The organism is Ruegeria haliotis (assembly GCF_013377785.1).
Lineage (GTDB): Bacteria > Pseudomonadota > Alphaproteobacteria > Rhodobacterales > Rhodobacteraceae > Ruegeria > Ruegeria haliotis.
In genome coordinates this window covers 337,996-358,778 of record NZ_JABXWT010000003.1, presented here as the reverse complement: position 1 = coordinate 358,778, position 20,783 = coordinate 337,996, and the positions used below count along the sequence as shown (strand labels likewise).

Here is a 20,783-nt window from a genome sequence, read left to right as displayed (position 1 = left end):
AGGTTAAACCATTCCCGGGGTACTGCGATACGCATTTCGTAATCGTAGGGGTTAAAAAATTTGATCAAATTATTCTATTGCCCCTCTTTCACCTGAGTGACAGAGTGGCCGCGAAAGTCCGGTTTCAGGCTGCAATGTCAGGAGGATGCGCCATGATCGAGAAACGAAATTTCTATATCAACGGCAAGTGGGTCGCCCCGTCCAAGGCGCATGATTTCAAGGTGATCGACCCGTCGACTGAAGATCCCTGCGCGGTGATCTCATTGGGGTCTGAAGCAGATACCAACGCCGCCGTTGCCGCCGCCAAATCCGCCCTGCCCGGTTGGATGGCCACCCCGGTGGAAGACCGGATTGCGTTGGTCGAAAAACTGATCGGCATCTACCAAACCCGGACCGAGGATTTGGCACAGGCTATGTCGATGGAAATGGGCGCGCCAATCGACATGGCGCGCAGCCAGCAGGTTGGGGCTGGATCCTGGCATCTGACGGAATTCGTCAATGCCGCCAAGGGATTCGCGTTCGAGCGCCCGTTGGGCGACCACGCCCCCAACGACCGCATCATCTATGAGGCTGTCGGAGTCGCAGCGCTGATCACGCCGTGGAACTGGCCGATGAATCAAGTCACGCTCAAGGTTGGGGCCGCCGCGATTGCGGGGTGCACCATGGTGCTGAAACCTTCGGAACAAAGCCCGCTGAACGCAATGGTCTTTGCCGAGATGATGGACGAGGCCGGGTTCCCGCCCGGTGTGTTCAATCTGGTAAACGGCGATGGCGTCGGCGTCGGCTCGCAGCTGTCGGCGCATCCGGACGTGGATATGGTCAGCTTTACCGGCTCGACCCGCGCGGGGACTGCGATTTCAAAAAGTGCAGCCGATACGTTGAAGAAGGTGCATCTGGAGCTGGGCGGCAAAGGCGCAAACGTGGTTTTTGCCGATGCGGATGAGAAGGCCGTCAAACGCGGTGTTCTGCACATGATGAACAACACCGGCCAAAGCTGTAACGCTCCCAGCCGGATGCTGGTGCAGCGCCCGATCTATGATCAGGCTGTGGAAACTGCCGCAGAAGTGGCCAGCAAGGTATCCGTCGGCCCCGCGCGGGAAGAAGGTCGCCATATCGGCCCTGTCGTGAACGAACTGCAGTGGGGCAAGATTCAGGACCTGATCCAGAAAGGCATCGACGAAGGCGCGCGTCTGGTGGCCGGTGGCACCGGGCGGCCCGAGGGGCTGAACAAGGGCTACTATGTGCGCCCGACAGTCTTTGCCGACGCCAACAACCAGATGACCGTTGCGCGCGAGGAAATCTTTGGTCCGGTTCTGACCATGATCCCCTTTGACACCGAAGAAGAGGCGGTCGAGATCGCCAATGACACGCCCTATGGCCTGACCAACTATGTGCAGACGCAGGACGGCGAACGCGCCAATCGGATGGCGCGCGGGCTGCGGTCGGGCATGGTCGAGATGAATGGCAAGGCGCGCAGCGCAGGTTCACCCTTTGGCGGCATGAAGCAATCCGGCAACGGGCGTGAAGGCGGCGTATGGGGCCTGGAGGATTTCCTTGAGGTCAAAGCCGTGGGCGGCTGGACTGCCGGGTAACCCCTGTCCGGTTAACGAATTGGGCGAGGCACCGTTGCGTGCCTCGCCTTTGTCTTATGCGGGTCGCACCACAAGCTGCGGTTCGCCGTCCGACGTGTGCCGGGCGGAGCGGCCATCCCACCCAATTTCGCCCGTGACGCGTTGACGAAAGGCCGAGAAGCTGTCGAACTGAACCACATCCACGGGGTCGTCGAAATGAAGGGTGACACGCCTGTGCGTACCGTCACCAATCGTGGTCAGGCCGCGAATTTCCGCCGCGAAGGGCTGACCGAGATAGCGCCCCTCGACCCGGTCCCCGACCCCCAATCGCATCCGGTTTCCCGCCATCGCATGTAACGTGTTCCAGTCTTTGGCACCGTGTTGATGGGCCACCAGTTCCAGTGTTTCGCTATGCGACAGCTGTACACCAGCGCCGCGCAACCTGTCGCGCAGACGTTTTGCCTGCACCTTCAGCTCTTCAATCGGAGCGATGTTGTCTGTGTTTGTCATTGCTTGCCTCGTTTCCTTGAACGGGCGCGAAATCTGGACGGGGTTCGCATTACCATCCGCGCGCCGGGAAAAGGCAACAGATGTTCATTCAACCGGGTTTCACCAAAGCCAATTGGCCGCGAACGGCAGGAGACCCAAACCTGTACGGCTTTTGGCATTGGGTCCGCGATCTGTCAATCAGGCATCCGCTTGCGCGGCCTCGAAGGCCAGCATGGCGCGTTTGACCGGCAGGCCCCAGTGATAGCCGCCCAACCCACCCGATTTGCGCAGGGCACGGTGGCACGGGATCACCCAGCTGACCGGATTGCGCCCTACAGCCGTTCCAACGGCACGGACGGCCTTGGGCGCGCCCACCCGCTGCGCGATCTCGGAATAGGTCGTGACCTGACCTGAGGGGATGTGCATCAGCGCCTCCCACACTTTGATCTGCAACGGAGAGCCAATCAGATGCAGCGGTGTCAATTGGGACCGGTCCGGGCCAAACGCGCTGAGCGCCCAGGGACGCAAGCGTTCCGTGTCTTCCACGAAATGTGCGTTGGGCCAGCGTGACATCATATCGTCCATGGCGGCTTCGGCACCGGTTTCCGCGCCAAACGCCATGCCGCAGATACCCTTGTCGGTGCCCATAACCAGCGCCGGACCAAATGGGCAGTCGAACCAACCCCAGTAGATCACCAGCCCCTCACCCTTTCGGGCGTATTCGCCGGGGCTCATGGATTCCCATTTCAGGAACAGATCGTGCAGGCGACCACTGCCGGACAGGCCGACATTATGGGCGGTTTCCAGTGTTGTGAATCGCTCGCGCAGCAGCGCCTTGGCGTGGCCTAGTGTCAGATATTGCTGATAGCGTTTCGGAGACACGCCGGTCCAGCGCGAGAACAGGCGTTGGAAATGCGCCGGGCTCATGTCCATCTGGCGGGCCAGATCTTCGAGGCTGAGGCTTTCGCCGCCCTGATCGATCAGGTCGATGGCGCGCCGCATGACGTTGTAATGATATCCGGTCTCGGGGTTCTGGATGTTCATGTTGCACCTCTTTGTCTGGGTTAAATCATAGCGCGCGGGCCACGCCCCCGCGACCCGGAACTTGCGCATTGGCTTTGGGCTTGTGTCACGCCCTTGTGGTCGGCATTAAGGCGCGGATGGCAAAACAACTCGATTATCACACGATCCGTGAGATCTTTACGCGTTTTCAGGACGCCGACCCCGAACCCGAGGGCGAGTTGGAGCATGTGAACGTGTACACTCTGGTCGTGGCGGTGGCGCTGTCGGCGCAGGCCACGGATGTCGGGGTCAACAAGGCCACGCGCGAACTGTTCAAGATCGCTGACACGCCGCAAAAGATGCTGGATCTGGGCGAAGACGCACTGATCGAACATATCAAGACCATCGGTCTGTTCCGTCAGAAGGCCAAGAACGTGATCAAACTCAGCCGTATTCTGGTCGACGATTACGGCGGCGAGGTGCCCAATTCCCGCGCCGCGCTGCAATCGCTGCCGGGTGTCGGACGCAAGACCGCCAACGTTGTTTTGAACATGTGGTGGCGGCAACCGGCGCAAGCGGTGGACACACATATCTTCCGCGTCGGCAACCGCACCGGCATCTGCCCCGGCAAGGATGTGGACACGGTCGAACGCGCCATCGAAGACAATATTCCAGCCGATTTCCAGCTGCATGCACATCACTGGCTGATCCTGCATGGGCGTTATCACTGCAAGGCACGCAAACCATTGTGCGGCACCTGCATCATCCGCGATCTCTGCGAATTTGAGGACAAGAACCTATGAAAACCTATCAACTGACCGGCATCGGAAATGCCGTTGTGGACGTGATTTCCCAGGCCGATGACAGTTTCCTGGAACTGATGGGCATTGAAAAAGGCATTATGCAGCTGATCGAACAGGAACGCGGCGAGGTTTTGTATGCGTCCATGGAATCCCGGGTGCAAACGCCGGGTGGGTCAGTTGCGAACACGATTGCCGGGGCTGGCGCATTGGGGCTGGAATCGGCATTTATCGGGCGCGTGCATGACGACGCGCTGGGACGCTTCTATGCGGATGCGATGAACGAGGACGGCGTTGATTTCGTCAACCCGCCGGTGCCGGGCGGGGAATTGCCCACCTCACGCTCGATGATCTTTGTCTCGCCGGATGGCGAGCGGTCGATGAATACATATCTGGGGATTTCCTCGGAACTGTCGTCGCAGGATGTTTCATCCGATGTGGCGGGCAACAGCCAAATCATGTTCCTTGAGGGCTATCTGTTCGACAAGGAAAAGGGCAAGGCCGCGTTTCTGGAAGCCGCGCGCAACTGTCACAAAGGCGGCGGCAAGGCCGGTATCGCCATTTCCGATCCGTTCTGCGTGGAACGTCACCGGGTGGATTTCCTGTTGCTGATCGAAAACGAACTGGATTTCGTGATCGGCAACGAGGCCGAGATCAAATCGCTGTTCGAAACCGACGATCTGGAAGAAGCGCTGGCCAAGACCGCTGCCATCTGTCCGTTGGTGGTTTGCACCCGCTCCGGCGACGGCGTGACGGTTCTGAACGGTGAAGCCCGCGTCGATGTCCCGGTCAAGAAAATCGTACCGGTGGACGCAACCGGTGCCGGCGATCAGTTCGCAGCTGGTTTCCTGTTCGGCATGGCCACGGGGCGTGACTATGAGACCTGCGCCAAGATGGGCAATATCTGCGCCCGCGAAGTGATCAGCCATATTGGCCCCCGGCCCGAAGTGAACGTGCTGGAACTGCTGCGCGAAGACGGGCTGATCTGAGCCACGTCTTTAGCGCGCCGTCGCCGCATCATTCAGCGCCCAATCGTATGTGTAGGCGCTGACACGCGGCGCAGCGTGTAGGCGCGCGCGCAGGTCAGGGTCTGCCGCCCGCGCGATATCTGCGATCACTGCCGGTTCATCGGCTCCGAAATCCTCGCGGAACCAGATGTAGATCTTGGACAGGATCAACCGCCCCCTTTGATCAAACCGGACTCCGCGCGGGTCGTTAATATAAGCGCGCTCGGCAGCGACCAGATCCCGCTCCAGCATTTCGGCCTGCCAGGCGCGGTTCATCAGGTTGGGGCACCCCACGGCGGCACAGTTCAGAGCATAGTGAATGCGCGGCTCAGCAAATGTGGGTCGGATGATCCGGTGTTCGATGTCATTCAGGGTCAGGCTTTGGCCCACCACCTGCGCCAGAGGTCGATCCCACGGCCCAAAAGACAAAGGCCCGTCGGTGATGTCGCGGATCGAGGCGACCGGGTAATGATCAAGGATCAGATCCACCGTCAGCGCATTATACAGATTGATCCAATACGCCAGTTGCTGATCCCGGGTCAGGCGCGACGGGTCGACCTTTTGCAAATCTGCCAGATACCTGTCCAGCCGCGTTCGGTCGACTTGCGAAACCTGCGCATACGCCACGCGGTTCACGCCGCCTGCATCAGGGGCCACATTTCGATGCAGGAACGTGCTCCAATCATGATGATCGATTCGCTCTCCCGGTGGCAGGGACGTACGGGTCAGGGTCTGATCCGCCAGAGGTTTCGCTGCAGGAAGGGCCAGACGCTCGACACTCGCGCAGGCGGCCAAGAGAGGTAAGAGCATCGCAAGAAACAGAGGTTTCATCGCGTTCCCTTCACATTCTTGCGCCTTGCGCGCAGTTGGCCCTTGAGGCGCTTGATCGGCGCAATATTGGGATCATCAAGGTCGGGCAGATCAGGACGGTCAGACAAATCCTTCACAGCCGCGTTCCACCAATGCCGGCCCATCGGGCCATCCACCCGATCCGGCGTCGTCAAATGAACATCGCGCTGTGCATTATGCGCGCACATGGACAATGGCCCTTTCGCGGTGGCCACCATGAACACGCACGCGGCGCAACGATCGTCCTCCAGTGCATCGGCGGCCATGAAATTGTGGATGAAAACCGCCTGCCGCCGAACCCTGCCCCGCAAAAGCCCCGAGCCCAGCCGCATCACGCAGCCGACCAGATGCGCTGCTGCGCGCAGCGCCAGCAACGGCTGACGTATCGCCATGCTCAAAACGCTGGCGCGGATGGGGATATGGGCGTCCTCGTTGCGGTCCACCCGCTCCAGCGCGGCAATCACTCGCGGCACCAAACGGCGGTTTGACAAGACCGAAACGGCACGCCCGCCAGCCGTAAGCACGCTGGTATACCGGTTGCACGATGCGTGCCCGACCGACGCCGCATCAAAATGCAAGGGCGTCGCATAACCCTGCTCAACCGCCCGCATGACGCTGGCCTGCGTGATCGCATCAGGGCGTTCCCGCAGCACCCCGCGGCCGGTATCGGCCTGCATCTGGAACGAGACAAAGGCGACCTCGGGCTGATCGCGCAGGAACCGGGCCAGCGCAGGGATTTCTGCAAGGTTTTCGCCGAAAACGGTTGTGTTGATCAGGATACGCAGCCCCAGACCCCGCGCCCGTGCGATGTATTTCCGGCGCACGCGGTTCAGATCGGCCTCGGAATGGAAGCCTGCACGCTCCTGCGTCATGTCGACGTGAAATGCGACATCGTTCAGGCCCGCCGCAGCCAGCCGGGTCAGGAACGCGCGGCTGGCGCGGATTCCGTTGGTCATCAGACAGGACCGCATACCCAGTCGGTTGATCTCGCGGCACAGCGCCTCAAGGTCTTCCACCTTACGCAGGGTCGGGTCGCCGCCGGTCAACTGAACCGAAACGCCGGGCCCGTAGTGGCTATGGATCGAGGCGAGGCGAGCAAAGAGAACCGAAAGCGGCGGATCATAGGTCATCTCGGCCCGGTCCGAGAGGTAACACAATGTGCAGTCCAGATTGCAGCGCTGTGTCACTTCCAGCGCAACGCAGGCGATGGGATAGAACCGGCCGGCTGTCTGCGAAGCGCCATATTCGCCGCATCCACGCAGCCCCTCGCGCAAGGGCGCGCGGCGGTCCGAGCCGTGGAATGTTCGTCCGGCGGGGGCGAACCGGGACAGGCCTGACGCGATGTCTTTCATGTACCCAAAGCTAGACACGGCGGGTCTGGCGGGCCACGCCCCTTCACGGCAACGTGCGGCGTGGTGATCTGTAGGGGCCTCCGGGACGTGGCGGCGCGCGGATCCTACATGGTCAGATCAGCGATGCGCTGAGAGGTCAGGTACCGATCCCGGCGGTCCTGAAACACCCGCAGAGCATTCTGTTCAAGGCGCCGCAGCTCGGTATCCTGCAACCATTCGGACAGCAACGCCTCGACATCGTCGATGCGTTCGAGAATTCCGGTGTCATGGACGTCGTTGCTGTTGTGACGTCTGAAGAAGGTTGAATTGAGGTAATACTTCTTGTGTTGATGTCCCATTCCGTCGCCGCGATCGTTCTTCATGAGAAATATATCCAGCGAGCGGATGGCATAGTGATGGATGCAGGCGACGTCCCAAGTCAGCTTGTCACCGGGAACGCCATACCGGGCACGTTTGGGGTTTTTGATCGACTCGCTGCTGATCTCATCGCCTTTGGAATTGACGCTCAGGATATCGAGGTCGTGCGGCATTTTCGGCATGTGGTCGGTGGCAAAGCTGAACTTGGCGGGCCGGAACATGGATTTGTGACCAGAGTTCGGCGGGCGGGGGCGTCCCTGACATCGCAAAAAGCTGCGCAGCACGCTGCCACCGCGCCAGTACCGATGTCCGGAATTTCCGAACGGGCGCCACATCAGCGCAATGTTGTCGGCGTGCCCACACACCTCCAACAGATCGCCAACGCGCCCTTCGCCCACCGAAACCCTGAGGAATTCATCCGCATCGATATGCAGCAGCCAGGATGTGTCCGACATCTGCGGCAATCCGAGAATGGTCTTTAATCCGTTCAGTTGCGGGCTGTGCCCTGGGGGGACCGTCTGGTCGTGGTGGTGCACCACGCCAATGGCTTGCAACCGCTCAAGGATCAGGTCCGTTCCGTCGGTGCAATCGTTGGTGACGACATAGATATCATCAAAGCCGATGGCCTTGTGGTACGCGACCCATTCCAGAACGAAAGGTCCTTCGTTCTTCATGCAGGACACCACGGCAACTTTCAAATTACGCTCCTGTTCAACTCATGCCAACCTGATAGGGCGGTGCAACACGCCCGGATCAGGTTCATTTCAAATGCGATCCGAATGCGTCGATTACACGGGCGTACACGTCACGTTTGAACGGGACGATCTCTGCGATTAGCTGGGCCGGGTCCTGCCATTTCCAGCGGGTGAATTCCGGATGTTCAGTTTCGATATTGATCTGATCATCACGGCCCGTATAGCGCAGCAGGTACCACTTTTGCTCTTGCCCGCGATAGCGGCCTTTCCAGATCTTGGGCACGATGTCGTGGGGCAGATCATAGGGCAGCCAGTCGTCGGTCTCAGCCACGATCTCGACCAGATCGGCGGTCACGCCGGTTTCTTCCCACAGCTCGCGCAGGGCCGCGTCGCGCGGATCTTCGCCCTTGTCCACGCCACCCTGCGGCATTTGCCACGCGTCTTTGTGACGGTCGTTACGCTGGCCCACAAAGATCTTGCCCTCGGCATTCATCAACATCAGGCCGACACACGGGCGATAGGGCAGTTTGGCGATTTCTTCGGGGGTCATGTGTGGCCTCATGGGTTGTACAGCCCACCTGTAGCAAGACCGGCAGCAGCACAAAAGAGTGTGACGTTAGGTTTCGCGTGACAAAGCTTACGTGCACGTCAATTTTGACCTCAAAATCACGAGGGAGAGTTCGCCATGACTGCGTACCCAAACATGCTGGCCCCGCTGGATCTGGGCTTTACCACGTTGAAGAACCGCGTCCTGATGGGATCGATGCATACCGGGCTGGAGGAAACCGGCGACTGGAACCGGGTGGCCGAGTTTTATGCCGCGCGCGCACGGGGTGGTGTGGCGCTGATGGTGACCGGAGGGATCGGGCCAAACCTTGAAGGATCGGTATTGCCCGGGGCGTCGATGATGACGACCGACAAGGAAGTTGCGAACCATTCTATCGTGACAGATCGCGTGCATCAGGCCGGTGGCAAGATCGCGATGCAGATCCTGCATGCGGGCCGTTACGCTTACGGACCGAAATGCGTGGCGCCCAGCCCGGTGAAATCCCCCATCTCTCCGTTCCCGCCTGCCGAGCTGGACGAGGATGGGATCGAGAAACAGATCCGCGACATCGTCAACGCCGCCGTGCTGGCGCAAAAGGCGGGTTACGACGGGGTCGAGATAATGGGGTCCGAGGGGTATTTCCTGAATCAGTTCCTTGTGACCCACACCAACAAACGTACCGATCGCTGGGGCGGATCATACGAGAACCGGATGCGTCTGCCGATTGAAGTCGTGCGCCGCACGCGTGAAGCCGTTGGAACGGATTTCATCATCATATACCGCCTGTCGATGATCGATCTGGTACCCAATGGCTCGACCCATGATGAGGTTGTGCAGCTGGCACGCGAAGTTGAGAAAGCGGGCGCGACCATCATCAATACCGGCATCGGCTGGCACGAAGCACGGATTCCCACCATCGCCACCAGTGTTCCGCGCGCGGCCTTTGCCTGGGTAACCAAGAAACTGATGGGCAAAGTGTCGATCCCGGTGATTACATCAAACCGGATCAACACGCCCGAAGTCGCCGAAGAGGTGCTGTCGACCGGCTGCGCCGACATGGTGTCGATGGCGCGTCCAATGCTGGCAGATGCGGATTTCGTGGCCAAAGCCGAGACAGCCGAGGCCGCTACGATTGCACCCTGTATCGCCTGCAACCAGGCCTGTCTGGATCATACGTTCAGCGGCAAACTGACCTCATGTCTGGTCAACCCGCGCGCCTGTCATGAGACCGAACTGGTGATCGGCAAGGCCGATATGGTCAAAAAGGTCGCCATTGTCGGCGCAGGACCTGCGGGGTTGTCCACCGCGATGACAGCGGCGCAACGAGGTCATGACGTGACCCTGTTCGACCGCGCGGATGAAATTGGTGGGCAGCTGAACATGGCCAAACAGGTTCCCGGCAAAGAGGAATTCTGGGGGCTGGTCGACTGGTACCGCACCATGATTGCTGATCTGGGCGTCAAGGTTGAACTGGGGCGCGACGTCGGGGCGGATGACCTTGGCGGGTTTGACGAGGTGGTGATCGCCACTGGGGTCATGCCGCGCGATCCGCAGATCCCGGGGCAGGAGCGCGAGAATGTCCTCAGCTACATCGATGTCCTGCGCGGCAAGGCCAAGGTGGGCAAATCGGTTGCTGTGATCGGCGCAGGTGGGATTGGTTTCGACGTGTCCGAGTTTCTGCTGGAAGAGGGCCACAGCCCGACCACTGACCTGCCGCTGTGGATGAAGGAATGGGGCGTCACGGATCCCGCCGAACATCGGTCTGGTCTGGCCCCCGAAGGGCCGCAGCCCGAGGCGCCCGCGCGTCAGGTCACACTGCTGCAGCGCAAGGCACAGCGGCATGGCAAGGGGTTGGGCAAGACCACCGGCTGGATTCACCGTGCGACGTTGAAGATGAAGAATGTCGATTTCGTTGGCGGCGTGAATTACGAACGCATCGACGATGAAGGCCTGCATGTCAGCTTTGGCGAAGAGCGCTCCGATCCGACCGTGATCGCGGCAGACACCATTGTTCTGTGTGCCGGTCAGGTGTCAGATCGCAGCCTTGCAGATGCGCTGGCCGAACACGGGATTACAGCGCATGTCATTGGTGGCGCGGATGTCGCTGCTGAATTGGACGCCAAGCGGGCGATCAATCAGGGCACACGGCTGGCAGCAGAATTCTGAGCCTATCGGCTTGGAGGTAGTCTAGTCGGACAATGCCAGCTTGACGCCAAGCGCCCCGAATGCCGTTGCAAAACAGCGTTTGATCCACGCCATCACCGATGGGCGGCGGATAACGTAGTCGCGCGCAAGCGCGGCACAGGCGCCGTACCCAACAAAAACCACCAACGTCATCACCATGAATGCGAGGGCGAGCTTGGCCAGCTCGATCCCTGCATTTGCCGGGTTGGCGGGCAAAAACTGCGGCAAGAAAGCCAAGAAAAACAGGGACAGTTTGGGGTTGAGAACATTGATCAACGTCCCGGTGAGCGCGATTTTCTGGTAACTCGTATTGGATTTCTCGGCATTCACCTCCATCGTGCCGCCGTCCTTCACAATGCCCCATGCCATATAGAACAAGTAGAGCACGCCAAGATACTTGATGATCTGAAAGGCCAGCGCGCTGGTGTGCAACACCGCCGCGAGCCCGACAATGCAAGCCAGGGCTGCAGGTACGATTCCAAGGGTGCACCCAACCGCAGCGGCAAGGCTGGCCCGGAACCCGCGTCCAAGCCCGATGGCCAGCGTGTAGATCACGCCGGTCCCCGGCAACAGCACAACTATCAAAGATGTCAGGAAAAACTCTAGCGACATGCACGCCCCCTGTGATTGCCAGCACAGTTCCCGACATTATGAGATTTGTAAACTGTCCCCGTTCAACTGCCCGGTGGGATTGACACCGCGCCCGGCGGCTATTCGACCGTGATCGTAATCACCTCGGACACAATCGGCGTGGCGTGTGGCACGTGACCGGCGTCACCCAGGACCAATTGCAATGTGTGCTGCCCGGCGGGTAGGTCCAGCGTCACCTCGGTCTGGCCACCGCCGAAATGTATGTGGTTATCATCAGAGGGTAGCCCATAGGCCAGCTCATCGGCGCCGTCTTCGCCCTCACCCAGCGGCGGGCGGTCGATCAGCAAATGATGGTGGCCGGTATTCTCCGCCTCGGTTCCGGCTGGCGCAACGCCCATGCCGCTGAGTCCGAAGACCACGGTTACAGGTGATTGTACCGAATCCCCGTCCGCCAGGTTCACAAAATAAACCTGCGCATCTGGGTTGGATGGGGTTTCTCCTTGGGCCTGCGCGAAGGTCGCGGACAGGCAAAGGGCAGCGACAGCAATAATGGCTTTCATGATCTTCTCCCTGGTCACAAAAATGCCATTCTCAGCATAGCACATTTGAGAAAATGTCCAGAAAACCCGCCCTGACAAGGGCTGTCGGCGGTTCGGAAACCACTGTTTCCGCGTTTCCCATCTGCAAACGATCCGATTCAAAACCCTGATATTATCCCATGTCTGCCCCGTTTCCGCCCAGATTGAGCGCCATTGTCAGCAATGAACGCAAGACCTGGGGTACGAGAATGGACCGACTGACCGAAATGGAAGCCTTTGCCAATGTGGTGGACCAAGGTGGCTTCACCGATGCGGCCAAAAAGATGGGCATCTCCAAATCGGCCGTGTCCAAGCACGTCTCGAGCCTCGAGGCGCGGTTGGGTGCACGGCTGCTGAACCGCACGACGCGCCGGGTTTCGCCGACCGAGATCGGGCTGGCTTATTATGACCGCGCGCGCCGTGTCCTGAATGATGCAGGCGAAGCGGACGCGTTGGTGACCTCGATGCAATCGGCCCCGTCAGGTCTGTTGCGCATCAGTGTGGCGACGGATTTTGGCGTCAATCACCTGTCACCGGTCCTGTCCGACTTCCTGTCGGCTTATCCGGACATCACCGTGAACATGGTGCTGAACAACCGCTATGTGGAACTGATTTCCGAAGGATTCGACGTGGCCGTGCGTATTGGTGAGCTGGAAGACAGCACTCTGCGCGCCCGCAAACTGACCGAGACCGTGAAACGCATGGTTGCGGCGCCGTCTTATATCGAAAAATTCGGACGCCCGCAAAAAATTGACGACCTGAACGAGCATAAACTGCTGCATTACTCCAGCCAGTCATCAGGCAATGTCTGGAAACTGACTGCACCGTCGGGCGAAAAGAGGCAGGTGCGCACGGCCGGATGGCTGAGCGTCAATGACGGGCAATCACTGTTGAACGCCGCCATTTCCGGTCTGGGGATCGCATACCTGCCCAGCTACCTGTACGCAGAGGCGCTGAAATCCGGACAGGTGCTGGATGCGATGCCGTCCTTGCCGGACGAAGTGCAGGGTGTCTATGCCGTCTACCCGCCCGGTCGCTTTACGCAGCCCAAGGTACGCGCATTCATCGATTTCCTTGTCGATTCCTTCAACGAAAAGGGACCGATGGACTGGTAAGTTCTCCCACCGAAGACTGATGGCCCGCACATCGTTGTGCGGGTCTTTTTTTGTCTGCAAGGCAGGCGCAACTGTCAGTTGACCAGCAAAACAGCCTCGACCCGGCGATTGAGATCACGACCTTGTGCAGTGGCGTTCGAGGTGATCGGGGACAGATAGCCCACACCCTGCGCCTCGATCCGGTCAGCGGCGACGCCATGTGCGTCGATCAGCCTAGAGCGCACGGCCTGGGCGCGCTTGGTACTGACCGAAGTGTTGGTCTGCAAATCGCCGGTATCATCCGTGTGGCCCACCAGCGCCAGCCGCATGCCGGGATTGTCGGCCAGAAACCCGGCCAGCAACGCCAGAGAGGCAAACGGTCCGTCACCCAGCGCCACTTCGCCGGTGCGGAAGTGAAGATCGTCCAGAATGACATGACCGGTCTTTTTGAACTCGGACAATAGGCCGCCTGCGCCATCGACCGTCTGTTCGATCACCACCGGGGGCAGTGCCGGGGCGTCTGTCGGCGTGACGCGGATCATCTGGACATAGCCGTCCGGGGGGTTGCGGCTGACCAGCAGGCTCAGGACCACAGATCCTTTAGTGGCGGACAGAAACCGATAATCCTGAATGGCGACATACATATCCGGGGTCGGGACCACTTCGGTACCAAAGCGAAAATCGAAACCGCCACAGGTGCGGGCCTCGCACTCGAACTGGATGTCATAGCCCTGCGCCTCGATCTGGTCGCGCAACGGGGCCAGAAGCTGCAGGGTCGTGCTGGACCCGGCCTGCAAGCGCCAAGTAAATCGCTCGACCCGTCCTTCGACCGTGCGCGCAGGAACAGAGCCGTCCGCGAACGGTCCCGTCGGCAGATCATAGCTGTCCAACGGCGATGTGCGGTCGCTGACTTGCCGGGCACTTGGCGGCAGGGTCAGATCCTGCGCCGCGACCGGCCCGGCCAGTATCAGGGTCAAAAGGGTGAGAAATCGGATCATCGGTGCTGTGCGTGGTACTCTGGGTTCGGAACCATGGCAGTGGCGCTGGCCACCCGGTTCGACATGTTGAAGAACCCGGTCACGTTGGCAATGTCCCAGATGTCACGGTCGCTGAACCCGACATCGCGCAGTTTCTGACGATCAGGTTCTTCGATCTCGGCGCTGGTGGTGGTCATCCTGGCCGCGAAATCCAGCATGGCGCGCTGACGGTCGTCCAGCGGCGCAACCCGGTAGTTCATCACCAGCATCTCGCCCAGTTGCGGATCGCCTGACAACTGCCGCACCGCCGCGCCATGCGCGACCAGGCAATAGAAGCATTTGTTGATCGAGGACACGACCACGGCGATCATCTCACGTTCCAGTTTGGACAGGCCACTATCTGCCAGCATCAGGTCGTTATACATCGCCGCAAACGTGTTGAGCTTGTCGATATCGAAGGCATTGGCCTTCAACACGTTCGGCACCATGCCCAGTTTTTCGACACAGATATCAAAGTATTTCTGCGTCTCGGGCGGCAGCGGGTCGACCATAGGCAGGTCCAGCGCGGTGGGCGTGTCTTGTTTTGTCACGGCAGTCTCTCTCCTTAGACCTTCTGACGGTAGTGGTATTCTCCGGCGATCTCCATCCCGAGCGCACGATAAAGACCATTCGCCCCATCATTGGCCTTGGTGCAGATGACGCTGAGGGTCTGCGCACCGTTGTCGCGCGCCCACAAGGCGGCGGCCCGCATGGCCCATCGCCCCAAACCCTGACGGCGGTGATCGGGCAGGATTTCCAGAGCATGCAGCATGGCCACATCGCCATGCATCGCCACAAATGCGGTTCCGCAGGGCTGATCCTCATGCCGCAGCAGCAGGCCGATCTTGGGGCCTTTCGCCCGCTCCATCACCGCGACTCTCTCGGGTCCGATACCACCCCTCGCCCAGATGTCCCGCATGATCTCAAGAGGTTCCCAGATCGAGAACACCATGACCGGAGGCAACGGCAGGTCGGTCAATCGATCGACCGGGCAGGCATAGATGTTGACCGGGTCGAGAATGTCATAGCCACGGTCTGCCAGCTGCGCATCCAGCGCCTCGTCCCCGGGGCGCAGGCAGAAGATACGTTTTTGCCCCATCGCGAGCATTGCAGCCTCTGCCGCATCGATATCGGCCTCGCATACCGGACCTTGTGCACTGGCCGCGGATACACGCGACCCGCCCCCTTGCCCTTGGCGTAGCTGAAACGGCCCCAGCCGTTCGTACCGTGCGGCGGGCCATGTGCCGTCAAGGGTTTCAACCCAGTTGAAGCTCATAGATCCAGATCTTTCGCCAACCGCGTCATCGCGGCATCGATCTGCGCCCCGTCGGTGCCACGCACCACCACGTTGGCGCCAAAGGCACCATTGATCTGGAACGGGTAGCATCCGATTGAAAGGTCCTGGTACGTATCGGCCAATGCGGACAGGGTTGCGGCAATATCACCTTCGCCCCGATCCACGCGCAGGGTTTGGGACAAAAGCGGGCTGCCACCGGTCAGCGTTGGCAAGACGCTCGCGACCATGGCCTGAAATACCAAGGGCACCCCGGCCATCACATGCACGTTTTCGATGGTAAAGCCCGGCGCGGTCGAGACCGGGTTGTCGATCAATACGGCCCCGTCCGGTATGCGCGCCATTCGAAGACGGGCCGCGTTCAGCTCTAGCCCGGACTTGTCGTAATGGGCCTGCAACAGCGCACGGGCGTCGTCTCGGATGTCGATATGCGCATCAAAGGCGCGCGCCATGCAATCAGCAGTGATGTCATCGTGGGTCGGGCCGATCCCGCCGCTGGTGAAGACTTGGTCAAACGCCTCGGACAGCGCCTTGACCGCGGCCACGATCGCCGGGGCGTCATCGCTGACGATGCGGACCTCATTCAGGTCGATGCCCTGCTTGGTCAGTTCCTGTGCCAGATAATGCATGTTGGCATCGCGGGTGCGGCCCGACAGGATTTCATCCCCGATCACCAGCATGGCTGCGGTAGGGTTTGGCATGGCCTGTCCTTTCTTGCTGTGGCATGGGGGCAAGATATCTGTCTTGCCCGGCCTCGCAAGTCCCGTTCGTCAAAGGCGCAAGGTTTCTGCCGGTAATTCGGCGGTTATCCGGTCGAACAGGTCCATGTCATTCAGTGACCGCGCAAGAATCATCGCACCTTCGAGCCAGGCGATTGTTTCCCCTGCACGTCGTCGGGGATCAGAAGAATTTCCCGCTTTGAAAACGGATTCAAGCCAATCCAGATTACGCTCAAAAAACGCCCGCGTCCGCTTGGACACAGGCGCGGGCAGTTTGGCGATTTCGGCACCGAACATTCCGCACAGGCACATCAGTTCCTGTTCAATCAGGGCCTTTCTGTACACAGCCACATATCGTGCAAGCAGTTCTGATGGCGTGGCCCCATCAACTTGCCCCAGCGCGTCAAGAAATCGGTCCGTGTATCGCGACACCAGCGCCTCACCCAGATCTTCCTTGGTAGGAAAATGGTAGTGAATACTGGCGGATTTTATGCCGATCTCTTTGGCGATGTCGCGAAAGCTGAACGCGTTGTAGCCCCCCTGCCGCGCCATGCGCTCGGCCACGTCCAGAATGCGGGTTGCAGTCTCTGACACGGGTTTGTCCGGATTCTTCATAGGTCATGCGCCCAATTAGCCACCTATCATTAGATAGGGGGTTGAAATGGGATATGCCACCTCAATATATCTACCTATCAGTAGATAGGAAACCTGATCATGACACAGACAACAACACTTATCATCGGCGGATCCAGCGGAATGGGTCTGGCCACAGCACGACAAATCACGGCCAAGGGTCAACATGTCACGCTGGTCGGTTCATCATCGACCAAACTCGAAGCGGCCATATCCGAATTGGGAGAGTCTGCGGAAATCTTTCGGACCGACCTGCGAAATGCGTCAGACGTCAAAGCCCTGATCGAACAGATCAAGACAAGCGGACGACACATCCACGCCTTGGTCAATGCGGCCGGGACATTCTCGCCGAAACCATTCCTTGAGCATGGGTCCGAGGATTATGACAGCTACATGGATCTCAACCGGGCAACCTTTTTCATCACCCAGGCCGTGGCCGAGAACATGAAGGCCAATGGCGGCGGCAGCGTCGTCAACATAGGCTCTATGTGGGCGAAACAGGCCGTTCGCGCGACCCCGTCTTCGGCCTATTCCATGGCCAAGGCCGGGTTGCATTCGCTGACCCAGCACCTTGCGATGGAGCTGGCCCCCCACGGCATTCGCGTGAACGCCGTGTCGCCTGCCGTCGTGGTGACGCCGATCTATGGTGCCTTCATCGATCCGGATCAGATCGAAGAGACTTTGACGGGTGGGTTCGATGCCTTCCACCCAATTGGTCGCGTGGGCCGACCCGAAGATGTGGCCAGCACGATCACGCATTTGCTGTCAGATGATGCGTCTTGGGTCACCGGGGCAGTCTGGGATGTAGATGGCGGGGTGATGGCGGGTCTGGTCTGACCCTTTTCTTGCGGGCGGGTGCGCGTTAAGGCCGTGGGTATGAAATTTGCCACACCCCTTGTCCCCGCCCGCCTTGTCCGTCGCTACAAACGCTTTTTGGCCGATTGCACGCTGGAGGACGGGTGCGAAGTGACGGCACACTGCGCCAATCCCGGCTCGATGATGGGGTTGGCGAATCCGGGGACGCGGATCTGGCTGGAACCCAATGACGATCCGAAGAAAAAGCTGAAATACGGCTGGCGACTGGTCGATCATGAAAACGGACATTTCACAGGGGTCGACACATCAGTGCCCAACAAGGCCCTGCGCGCGGCATTGCAGGCGCGGGAAATCCCTGAACTTGCCGCCTATCAGAGCGTACGGCCCGAAGTGAAATACGGCGAGAACAGCCGCATCGATTTCCTTCTGACCCAGCCGGGTTTGCCGGATGCGTATGTCGAGGTCAAAAGCGTGACGTTATCTCGCCAGCCGGGGCTGGCCGAGTTCCCCGACAGTGTCACCGCACGCGGCACCAAGCATCTGGGTGAGCTGGCTGCGATGACCGGACAGGGACACCGGGCGATCATGCTGTATCTGGTGCAGCGCACGGATTGCGACCGCTTCGCTTTGGCGGCGGATATCGACCCGACCTATGCGGCGGCATTTGATGCGGCGCAGGCGCAGGGAGTGGAGCGGTTGGTGTATGGGACGCGGATTTCGCCAGAGGGGGTTTGGGTATGCGCAGAGAAACCTCTGCGCACATTACCATATTAGGTCAAAAAATCGGGCTTACCCAAAGACGTAAAAGCACAGTTTGTTGCCGTCGGGATCCCGGGCATAGGCGCCATAAAACCGGTCGGGAACACGCTGACCGGGCTCGCCTTCATCTGTAGCACCCAGAGCGATGGCTTTGTCATACAGCGTGCTGACATCTTCCTTTGACGCGGCGGCAAAAGCCACCATGGCACCATTGCCGCTGGCGCAGGCTTCGCCGTCATAGGGCTCGCAAATCGCCAGCATCGGGGCGGCGGGATCACTTCCAATAAAGACGATGCGGCCCGCATCAATCTGAACTTGTGCGCCCTTGCTGGAGAGCAGCTCGGTATAGAATTCTTTCGCCCGGCTCAGGTCCGAGACGCCTACGGTTACATATCCGATCATGTGGGGTTCCTGTATTGGAGAGGTTGCAGTTGCGGCGCAGGTTTCTGCATCGCAGACAGATTATCAAATCAATAAAACGGCATCGGTTTTTAGGGCCTGCTTTTGACGTTCATAACGCAGGCGGATGCTGGTTTCGTTGACGACACTCCGCCATCTTTACTGGCGCAGGTCACCTGCCTCTTCCTTTACCTCTGGCCACAGATCTGCATCCAAACCCTGAACAAACGGTGCCAATTGGTCCGCCGCAATACGCCAGCGCCCAACCGATGCCGCGTTCACCGGCCGTCGGACCTGCAAGCTGCTGGCGGTCTTGACGGCATCCGAGGAGCTTTGCGGCGACAGCATACTGTCTTCGAATTGCAGATCGCAGACCCGCGCGAGATCCTGAACGGCGTCTTGCAGGTTGTTGACCAGATATTCATATCGAATGTCATGGATTCGGCCCGGCAGCATGGTCTGCCAATGCAGCATGTAACGGCGATACCGGTTTGCCTCGGCTGCCATCCATTTGAGATCATGCGTAAATGACAACCCTCTTGCGCCAAAATACTCGCGCCACATCGACAAGGCGACGTCCCTTGGATCCCGCTGCACATTCAGGATCAAAGCGTTGGGAAATGCCTGTGCAATCGCCCCGAGATAGGCATAGTTTCCCGGCGCCTTGTCCACGAAGGCTGCGGCGTCTTCGGTAAGGTCCGGCAGGCATTCGACATAATAATCCGCCAGTTTTGGGACCTCTTGTCCTTTCGATGGCTGAGCTTCGGCTTTTCTGGCCCAGTACTGAACGCTGGCAAGCTCTCCTAATCCCTGAACCCTGGAATGCGCGGACAGAATACGCTCGACCAGCGTTGTGCCGGATCTGGGAAGGCCAACTACAAAAATCGGGCGAGGAATGTCCGACCGTGGCTCGGGTGACGCAATGGGCACAGGGGCGTCCAGACGTTTACGGCAGTCTTGTTCTCTGCGGTCTTCCCACGTCTGCAAACCATCACGCAACAGTTTGTGGGCCTCACCCAAGTGGTGCATCTCTCGCGTCGTGTCTTTGTCCCGGCGCGCCAGATTAGCCGCCGCGAATTGAATCAATGCAGCTTCTTCCCGGTTGGCTTTCGGCTGACCGTCAAGAGAGTCTGATATCTGGGTCCGCAGCGCTGACAGATCATCCTGCGACAGGTTTGGCAGCGTGACCATGAACCGAAGCGTTTCAGGATGACCCGGCACCAGCGCAAGCGCGCTACGCACATGTTTCAACGCGTCATCCAACCGCCCTACCCCGGCTTGCGCCTTGGCCAGACGCACTTGGCCATAGTGGAATTTTGGGTGTTGTTCGACGACCGCCGCCAGTACCTCGAGCGCACGTTCCCACTGGCGCAACTCATCCAGAATATCCGCTTTCAGGCAATAGGCCTGCAAATTCCCGGGCTGATGCTCGATGACCTGCTCAATCGCGGCAAGGGCTTCTTCTTCCTGATGTTCGCGCAACAATGCCATTGCGCGAATGAATTGCTGGGCTGGTGCCAACGGACCCCGGGCACCGATCTTGTCAATGAAACGCAATGCGGTGTCTGCTTCTCCGCCCTGCACCAAACTCAGCCCGTAGTTCTGAATCAACTCCGCACTACCGGGGTCCAAGCGCCAGGCGCGCTCGAAATAGGTTTGGGCCAGTTTGAATTTTTGCTGTTGGATAGCGCACAATCCGGCCAGCCTTGGAAAGGCCGCTGCTTTTGGCCACTTTTTGGCGGCCTTGGTTGCCCGTTTGAAAGCCCGGTCCAGCCGACCGGTTTTAAGCAAGTCGCCAATGCTGGAGATCTCGGCCTTAAGCTGGTCAGCTTTTTGCATATGTCCCGCCCTTTTTCTGTTTTGCGCAACCGAGTAAAGTTTGCCCTGTGCTAGTTCATTGTTTCCCGGGGGTCCACCGGAGATGAGGTATTGTGGTGGCCGTGGTCTTGACATTGCGTCCGCGCGCCCTCTGGTACTTTCTGCACAAGCAGCGTAAAAGGAATGCTGCGCGAAACATTTGGAGCCTAGCGT

Annotated in this window: 22 protein-coding genes; 7 read left to right on the top strand and 15 right to left on the bottom strand. The window is 59.5% G+C overall.

Going from position 1 to position 20,783, the window contains the following annotated elements:
• The first annotated feature begins 152 nt into the window (after nt 1–152).
• Nucleotides 153–1,592 carry an aldehyde dehydrogenase family protein gene (locus HW561_RS10280; protein ID WP_176864338.1) on the top strand — a complete coding sequence of 480 codons (1,440 nt, stop codon included), beginning with the start codon at nt 153–155 and terminating at the stop codon, nt 1,590–1,592.
• A gap of 54 nt (nt 1,593–1,646) precedes the next feature.
• Here the strand turns inward: HW561_RS10280 and HW561_RS10275 are convergent, their stop codons facing one another.
• Together HW561_RS10275 and HW561_RS10270 are read right to left on the bottom strand one after the other, a co-directional pair.
• Nucleotides 1,647–2,081 (bottom strand): glyoxalase superfamily protein, encoded by a 435-nt coding sequence (locus tag HW561_RS10275; protein ID WP_176864337.1) that lies wholly within the window; start codon nt 2,079–2,081, stop codon nt 1,647–1,649.
• Nucleotides 2,082–2,258: 177 nt separating this feature from the next.
• A complete protein-coding gene (locus tag HW561_RS10270) occupies nt 2,259–3,104 on the bottom strand; it encodes a methylated-DNA--[protein]-cysteine S-methyltransferase (RefSeq protein WP_176864335.1) in 846 nt (281 codons plus the stop codon).
• A 116-nt stretch (nt 3,105–3,220) separates the two neighbouring features.
• Here HW561_RS10270 and nth point away from each other — a divergent pair, with 116 nt between their 5' ends.
• Entirely contained in the window at nt 3,221–3,865 is a 645-nt protein-coding gene (nth, locus tag HW561_RS10265) for an endonuclease III (RefSeq protein ID WP_176864333.1), read from the top strand.
• Nucleotides 3,862–4,851, top strand: coding sequence for an adenosine kinase (locus HW561_RS10260; protein ID WP_176864331.1), 990 nt, complete (start codon nt 3,862–3,864; stop codon nt 4,849–4,851). Before nth ends, HW561_RS10260 begins: the two co-directional genes overlap by 4 nt.
• Before the next feature lie 9 nt (nt 4,852–4,860).
• Here the strand turns inward: HW561_RS10260 and HW561_RS10255 are convergent, their stop codons facing one another.
• The 4 genes from HW561_RS10255 to HW561_RS10240 form a co-directional block, all read right to left on the bottom strand.
• The gene (locus tag HW561_RS10255) at nt 4,861–5,700 is read right to left on the bottom strand and encodes a DUF547 domain-containing protein (protein ID WP_176864329.1); all 840 of its coding nucleotides are present in this window, start codon (nt 5,698–5,700) and stop codon (nt 4,861–4,863) included.
• Nucleotides 5,697–7,070: a radical SAM protein gene (locus tag HW561_RS10250; RefSeq protein ID WP_176864327.1), complete on the bottom strand. Its 1,374-nt coding sequence runs from the start codon at nt 7,068–7,070 to the stop codon at nt 5,697–5,699. The genes HW561_RS10255 and HW561_RS10250 overlap by 4 nt, the downstream gene beginning before the upstream one ends.
• Before the next feature lie 104 nt (nt 7,071–7,174).
• Nucleotides 7,175–8,125: a glycosyltransferase family 2 protein gene (locus HW561_RS10245; protein WP_176864325.1), complete on the bottom strand. Its 951-nt coding sequence runs from the start codon at nt 8,123–8,125 to the stop codon at nt 7,175–7,177.
• A 61-nt stretch (nt 8,126–8,186) separates the two neighbouring features.
• The gene (locus tag HW561_RS10240) at nt 8,187–8,672 is read right to left on the bottom strand and encodes an RNA pyrophosphohydrolase (RefSeq protein ID WP_176864323.1); all 486 of its coding nucleotides are present in this window, start codon (nt 8,670–8,672) and stop codon (nt 8,187–8,189) included.
• 135 nt (nt 8,673–8,807) lie between these two features.
• Here HW561_RS10240 and HW561_RS10235 point away from each other — a divergent pair, with 135 nt between their 5' ends.
• The gene (locus HW561_RS10235) at nt 8,808–10,835 is read left to right on the top strand and encodes an NADPH-dependent 2,4-dienoyl-CoA reductase (RefSeq protein WP_176864321.1); all 2,028 of its coding nucleotides are present in this window, start codon (nt 8,808–8,810) and stop codon (nt 10,833–10,835) included.
• A 21-nt stretch (nt 10,836–10,856) separates the two neighbouring features.
• On the opposite strand, the gene HW561_RS10230 is transcribed toward HW561_RS10235, so the two are convergent.
• Nucleotides 10,857–11,465: a LysE family translocator gene (locus tag HW561_RS10230; RefSeq protein WP_176864319.1), complete on the bottom strand. Its 609-nt coding sequence runs from the start codon at nt 11,463–11,465 to the stop codon at nt 10,857–10,859.
• A gap of 98 nt (nt 11,466–11,563) precedes the next feature.
• Nucleotides 11,564–12,004: a DUF4399 domain-containing protein gene (locus HW561_RS10225; protein WP_176864317.1), complete on the bottom strand. Its 441-nt coding sequence runs from the start codon at nt 12,002–12,004 to the stop codon at nt 11,564–11,566.
• Between the two features lie 227 nt (nt 12,005–12,231).
• Here HW561_RS10225 and HW561_RS10220 point away from each other — a divergent pair, with 227 nt between their 5' ends.
• Complete coding sequence (locus tag HW561_RS10220) at nt 12,232–13,137, top strand: LysR family transcriptional regulator (protein WP_176864315.1); 906 nt, start codon at nt 12,232–12,234, stop codon at nt 13,135–13,137.
• A gap of 74 nt (nt 13,138–13,211) precedes the next feature.
• Here HW561_RS10220 and HW561_RS10215 read toward each other — a convergent pair whose 3' ends face one another.
• The 5 genes from HW561_RS10215 to HW561_RS10195 all read right to left on the bottom strand — a co-directional run bounded on the left by HW561_RS10215 (nt 13,212) and on the right by HW561_RS10195 (nt 16,739).
• A complete protein-coding gene (locus HW561_RS10215; RefSeq protein ID WP_176864313.1) occupies nt 13,212–14,114 on the bottom strand; it encodes an OmpA family protein in 903 nt (300 codons plus the stop codon).
• Complete coding sequence (locus HW561_RS10210; RefSeq protein WP_176864311.1) at nt 14,111–14,683, bottom strand: peroxidase-related enzyme; 573 nt, start codon at nt 14,681–14,683, stop codon at nt 14,111–14,113. Before HW561_RS10210 ends, HW561_RS10215 begins: the two co-directional genes overlap by 4 nt.
• A 14-nt stretch (nt 14,684–14,697) precedes the next feature.
• Nucleotides 14,698–15,408 (bottom strand): GNAT family N-acetyltransferase, encoded by a 711-nt coding sequence (locus tag HW561_RS10205; RefSeq protein ID WP_176864309.1) that lies wholly within the window; start codon nt 15,406–15,408, stop codon nt 14,698–14,700.
• A complete protein-coding gene (locus HW561_RS10200) occupies nt 15,405–16,127 on the bottom strand; it encodes a competence/damage-inducible protein A (RefSeq protein ID WP_176864307.1) in 723 nt (240 codons plus the stop codon). Before HW561_RS10200 ends, HW561_RS10205 begins: the two co-directional genes overlap by 4 nt.
• 69 nt (nt 16,128–16,196) lie before the next feature.
• Entirely contained in the window at nt 16,197–16,739 is a 543-nt protein-coding gene (locus HW561_RS10195; RefSeq protein WP_211198577.1) for a TetR/AcrR family transcriptional regulator, read from the bottom strand.
• A 120-nt stretch (nt 16,740–16,859) separates the two neighbouring features.
• On the opposite strand from HW561_RS10195, the gene HW561_RS10190 reads away from it, so the two are divergent.
• Both HW561_RS10190 and sfsA read left to right on the top strand, forming a co-directional pair.
• Complete coding sequence (locus HW561_RS10190; RefSeq protein WP_176864304.1) at nt 16,860–17,615, top strand: SDR family NAD(P)-dependent oxidoreductase; 756 nt, start codon at nt 16,860–16,862, stop codon at nt 17,613–17,615.
• Between the two features lie 39 nt (nt 17,616–17,654).
• On the top strand, nt 17,655–18,368 hold the full coding sequence (gene sfsA / locus HW561_RS10185) for a DNA/RNA nuclease SfsA (protein ID WP_176864303.1): 714 nt from the start codon (nt 17,655–17,657) through the stop codon (nt 18,366–18,368).
• Between the two features lie 15 nt (nt 18,369–18,383).
• Here the strand turns inward: sfsA and HW561_RS10180 are convergent, their stop codons facing one another.
• Both HW561_RS10180 and HW561_RS10175 read right to left on the bottom strand, forming a co-directional pair.
• Nucleotides 18,384–18,755: a VOC family protein gene (locus HW561_RS10180; RefSeq protein WP_176864302.1), complete on the bottom strand. Its 372-nt coding sequence runs from the start codon at nt 18,753–18,755 to the stop codon at nt 18,384–18,386.
• A 156-nt stretch (nt 18,756–18,911) separates the two neighbouring features.
• On the bottom strand, nt 18,912–20,591 hold the full coding sequence (locus HW561_RS10175; protein ID WP_176864301.1) for a tetratricopeptide repeat-containing sulfotransferase family protein: 1,680 nt from the start codon (nt 20,589–20,591) through the stop codon (nt 18,912–18,914).
• Nucleotides 20,592–20,783: the final 192 nt, after the last annotated feature.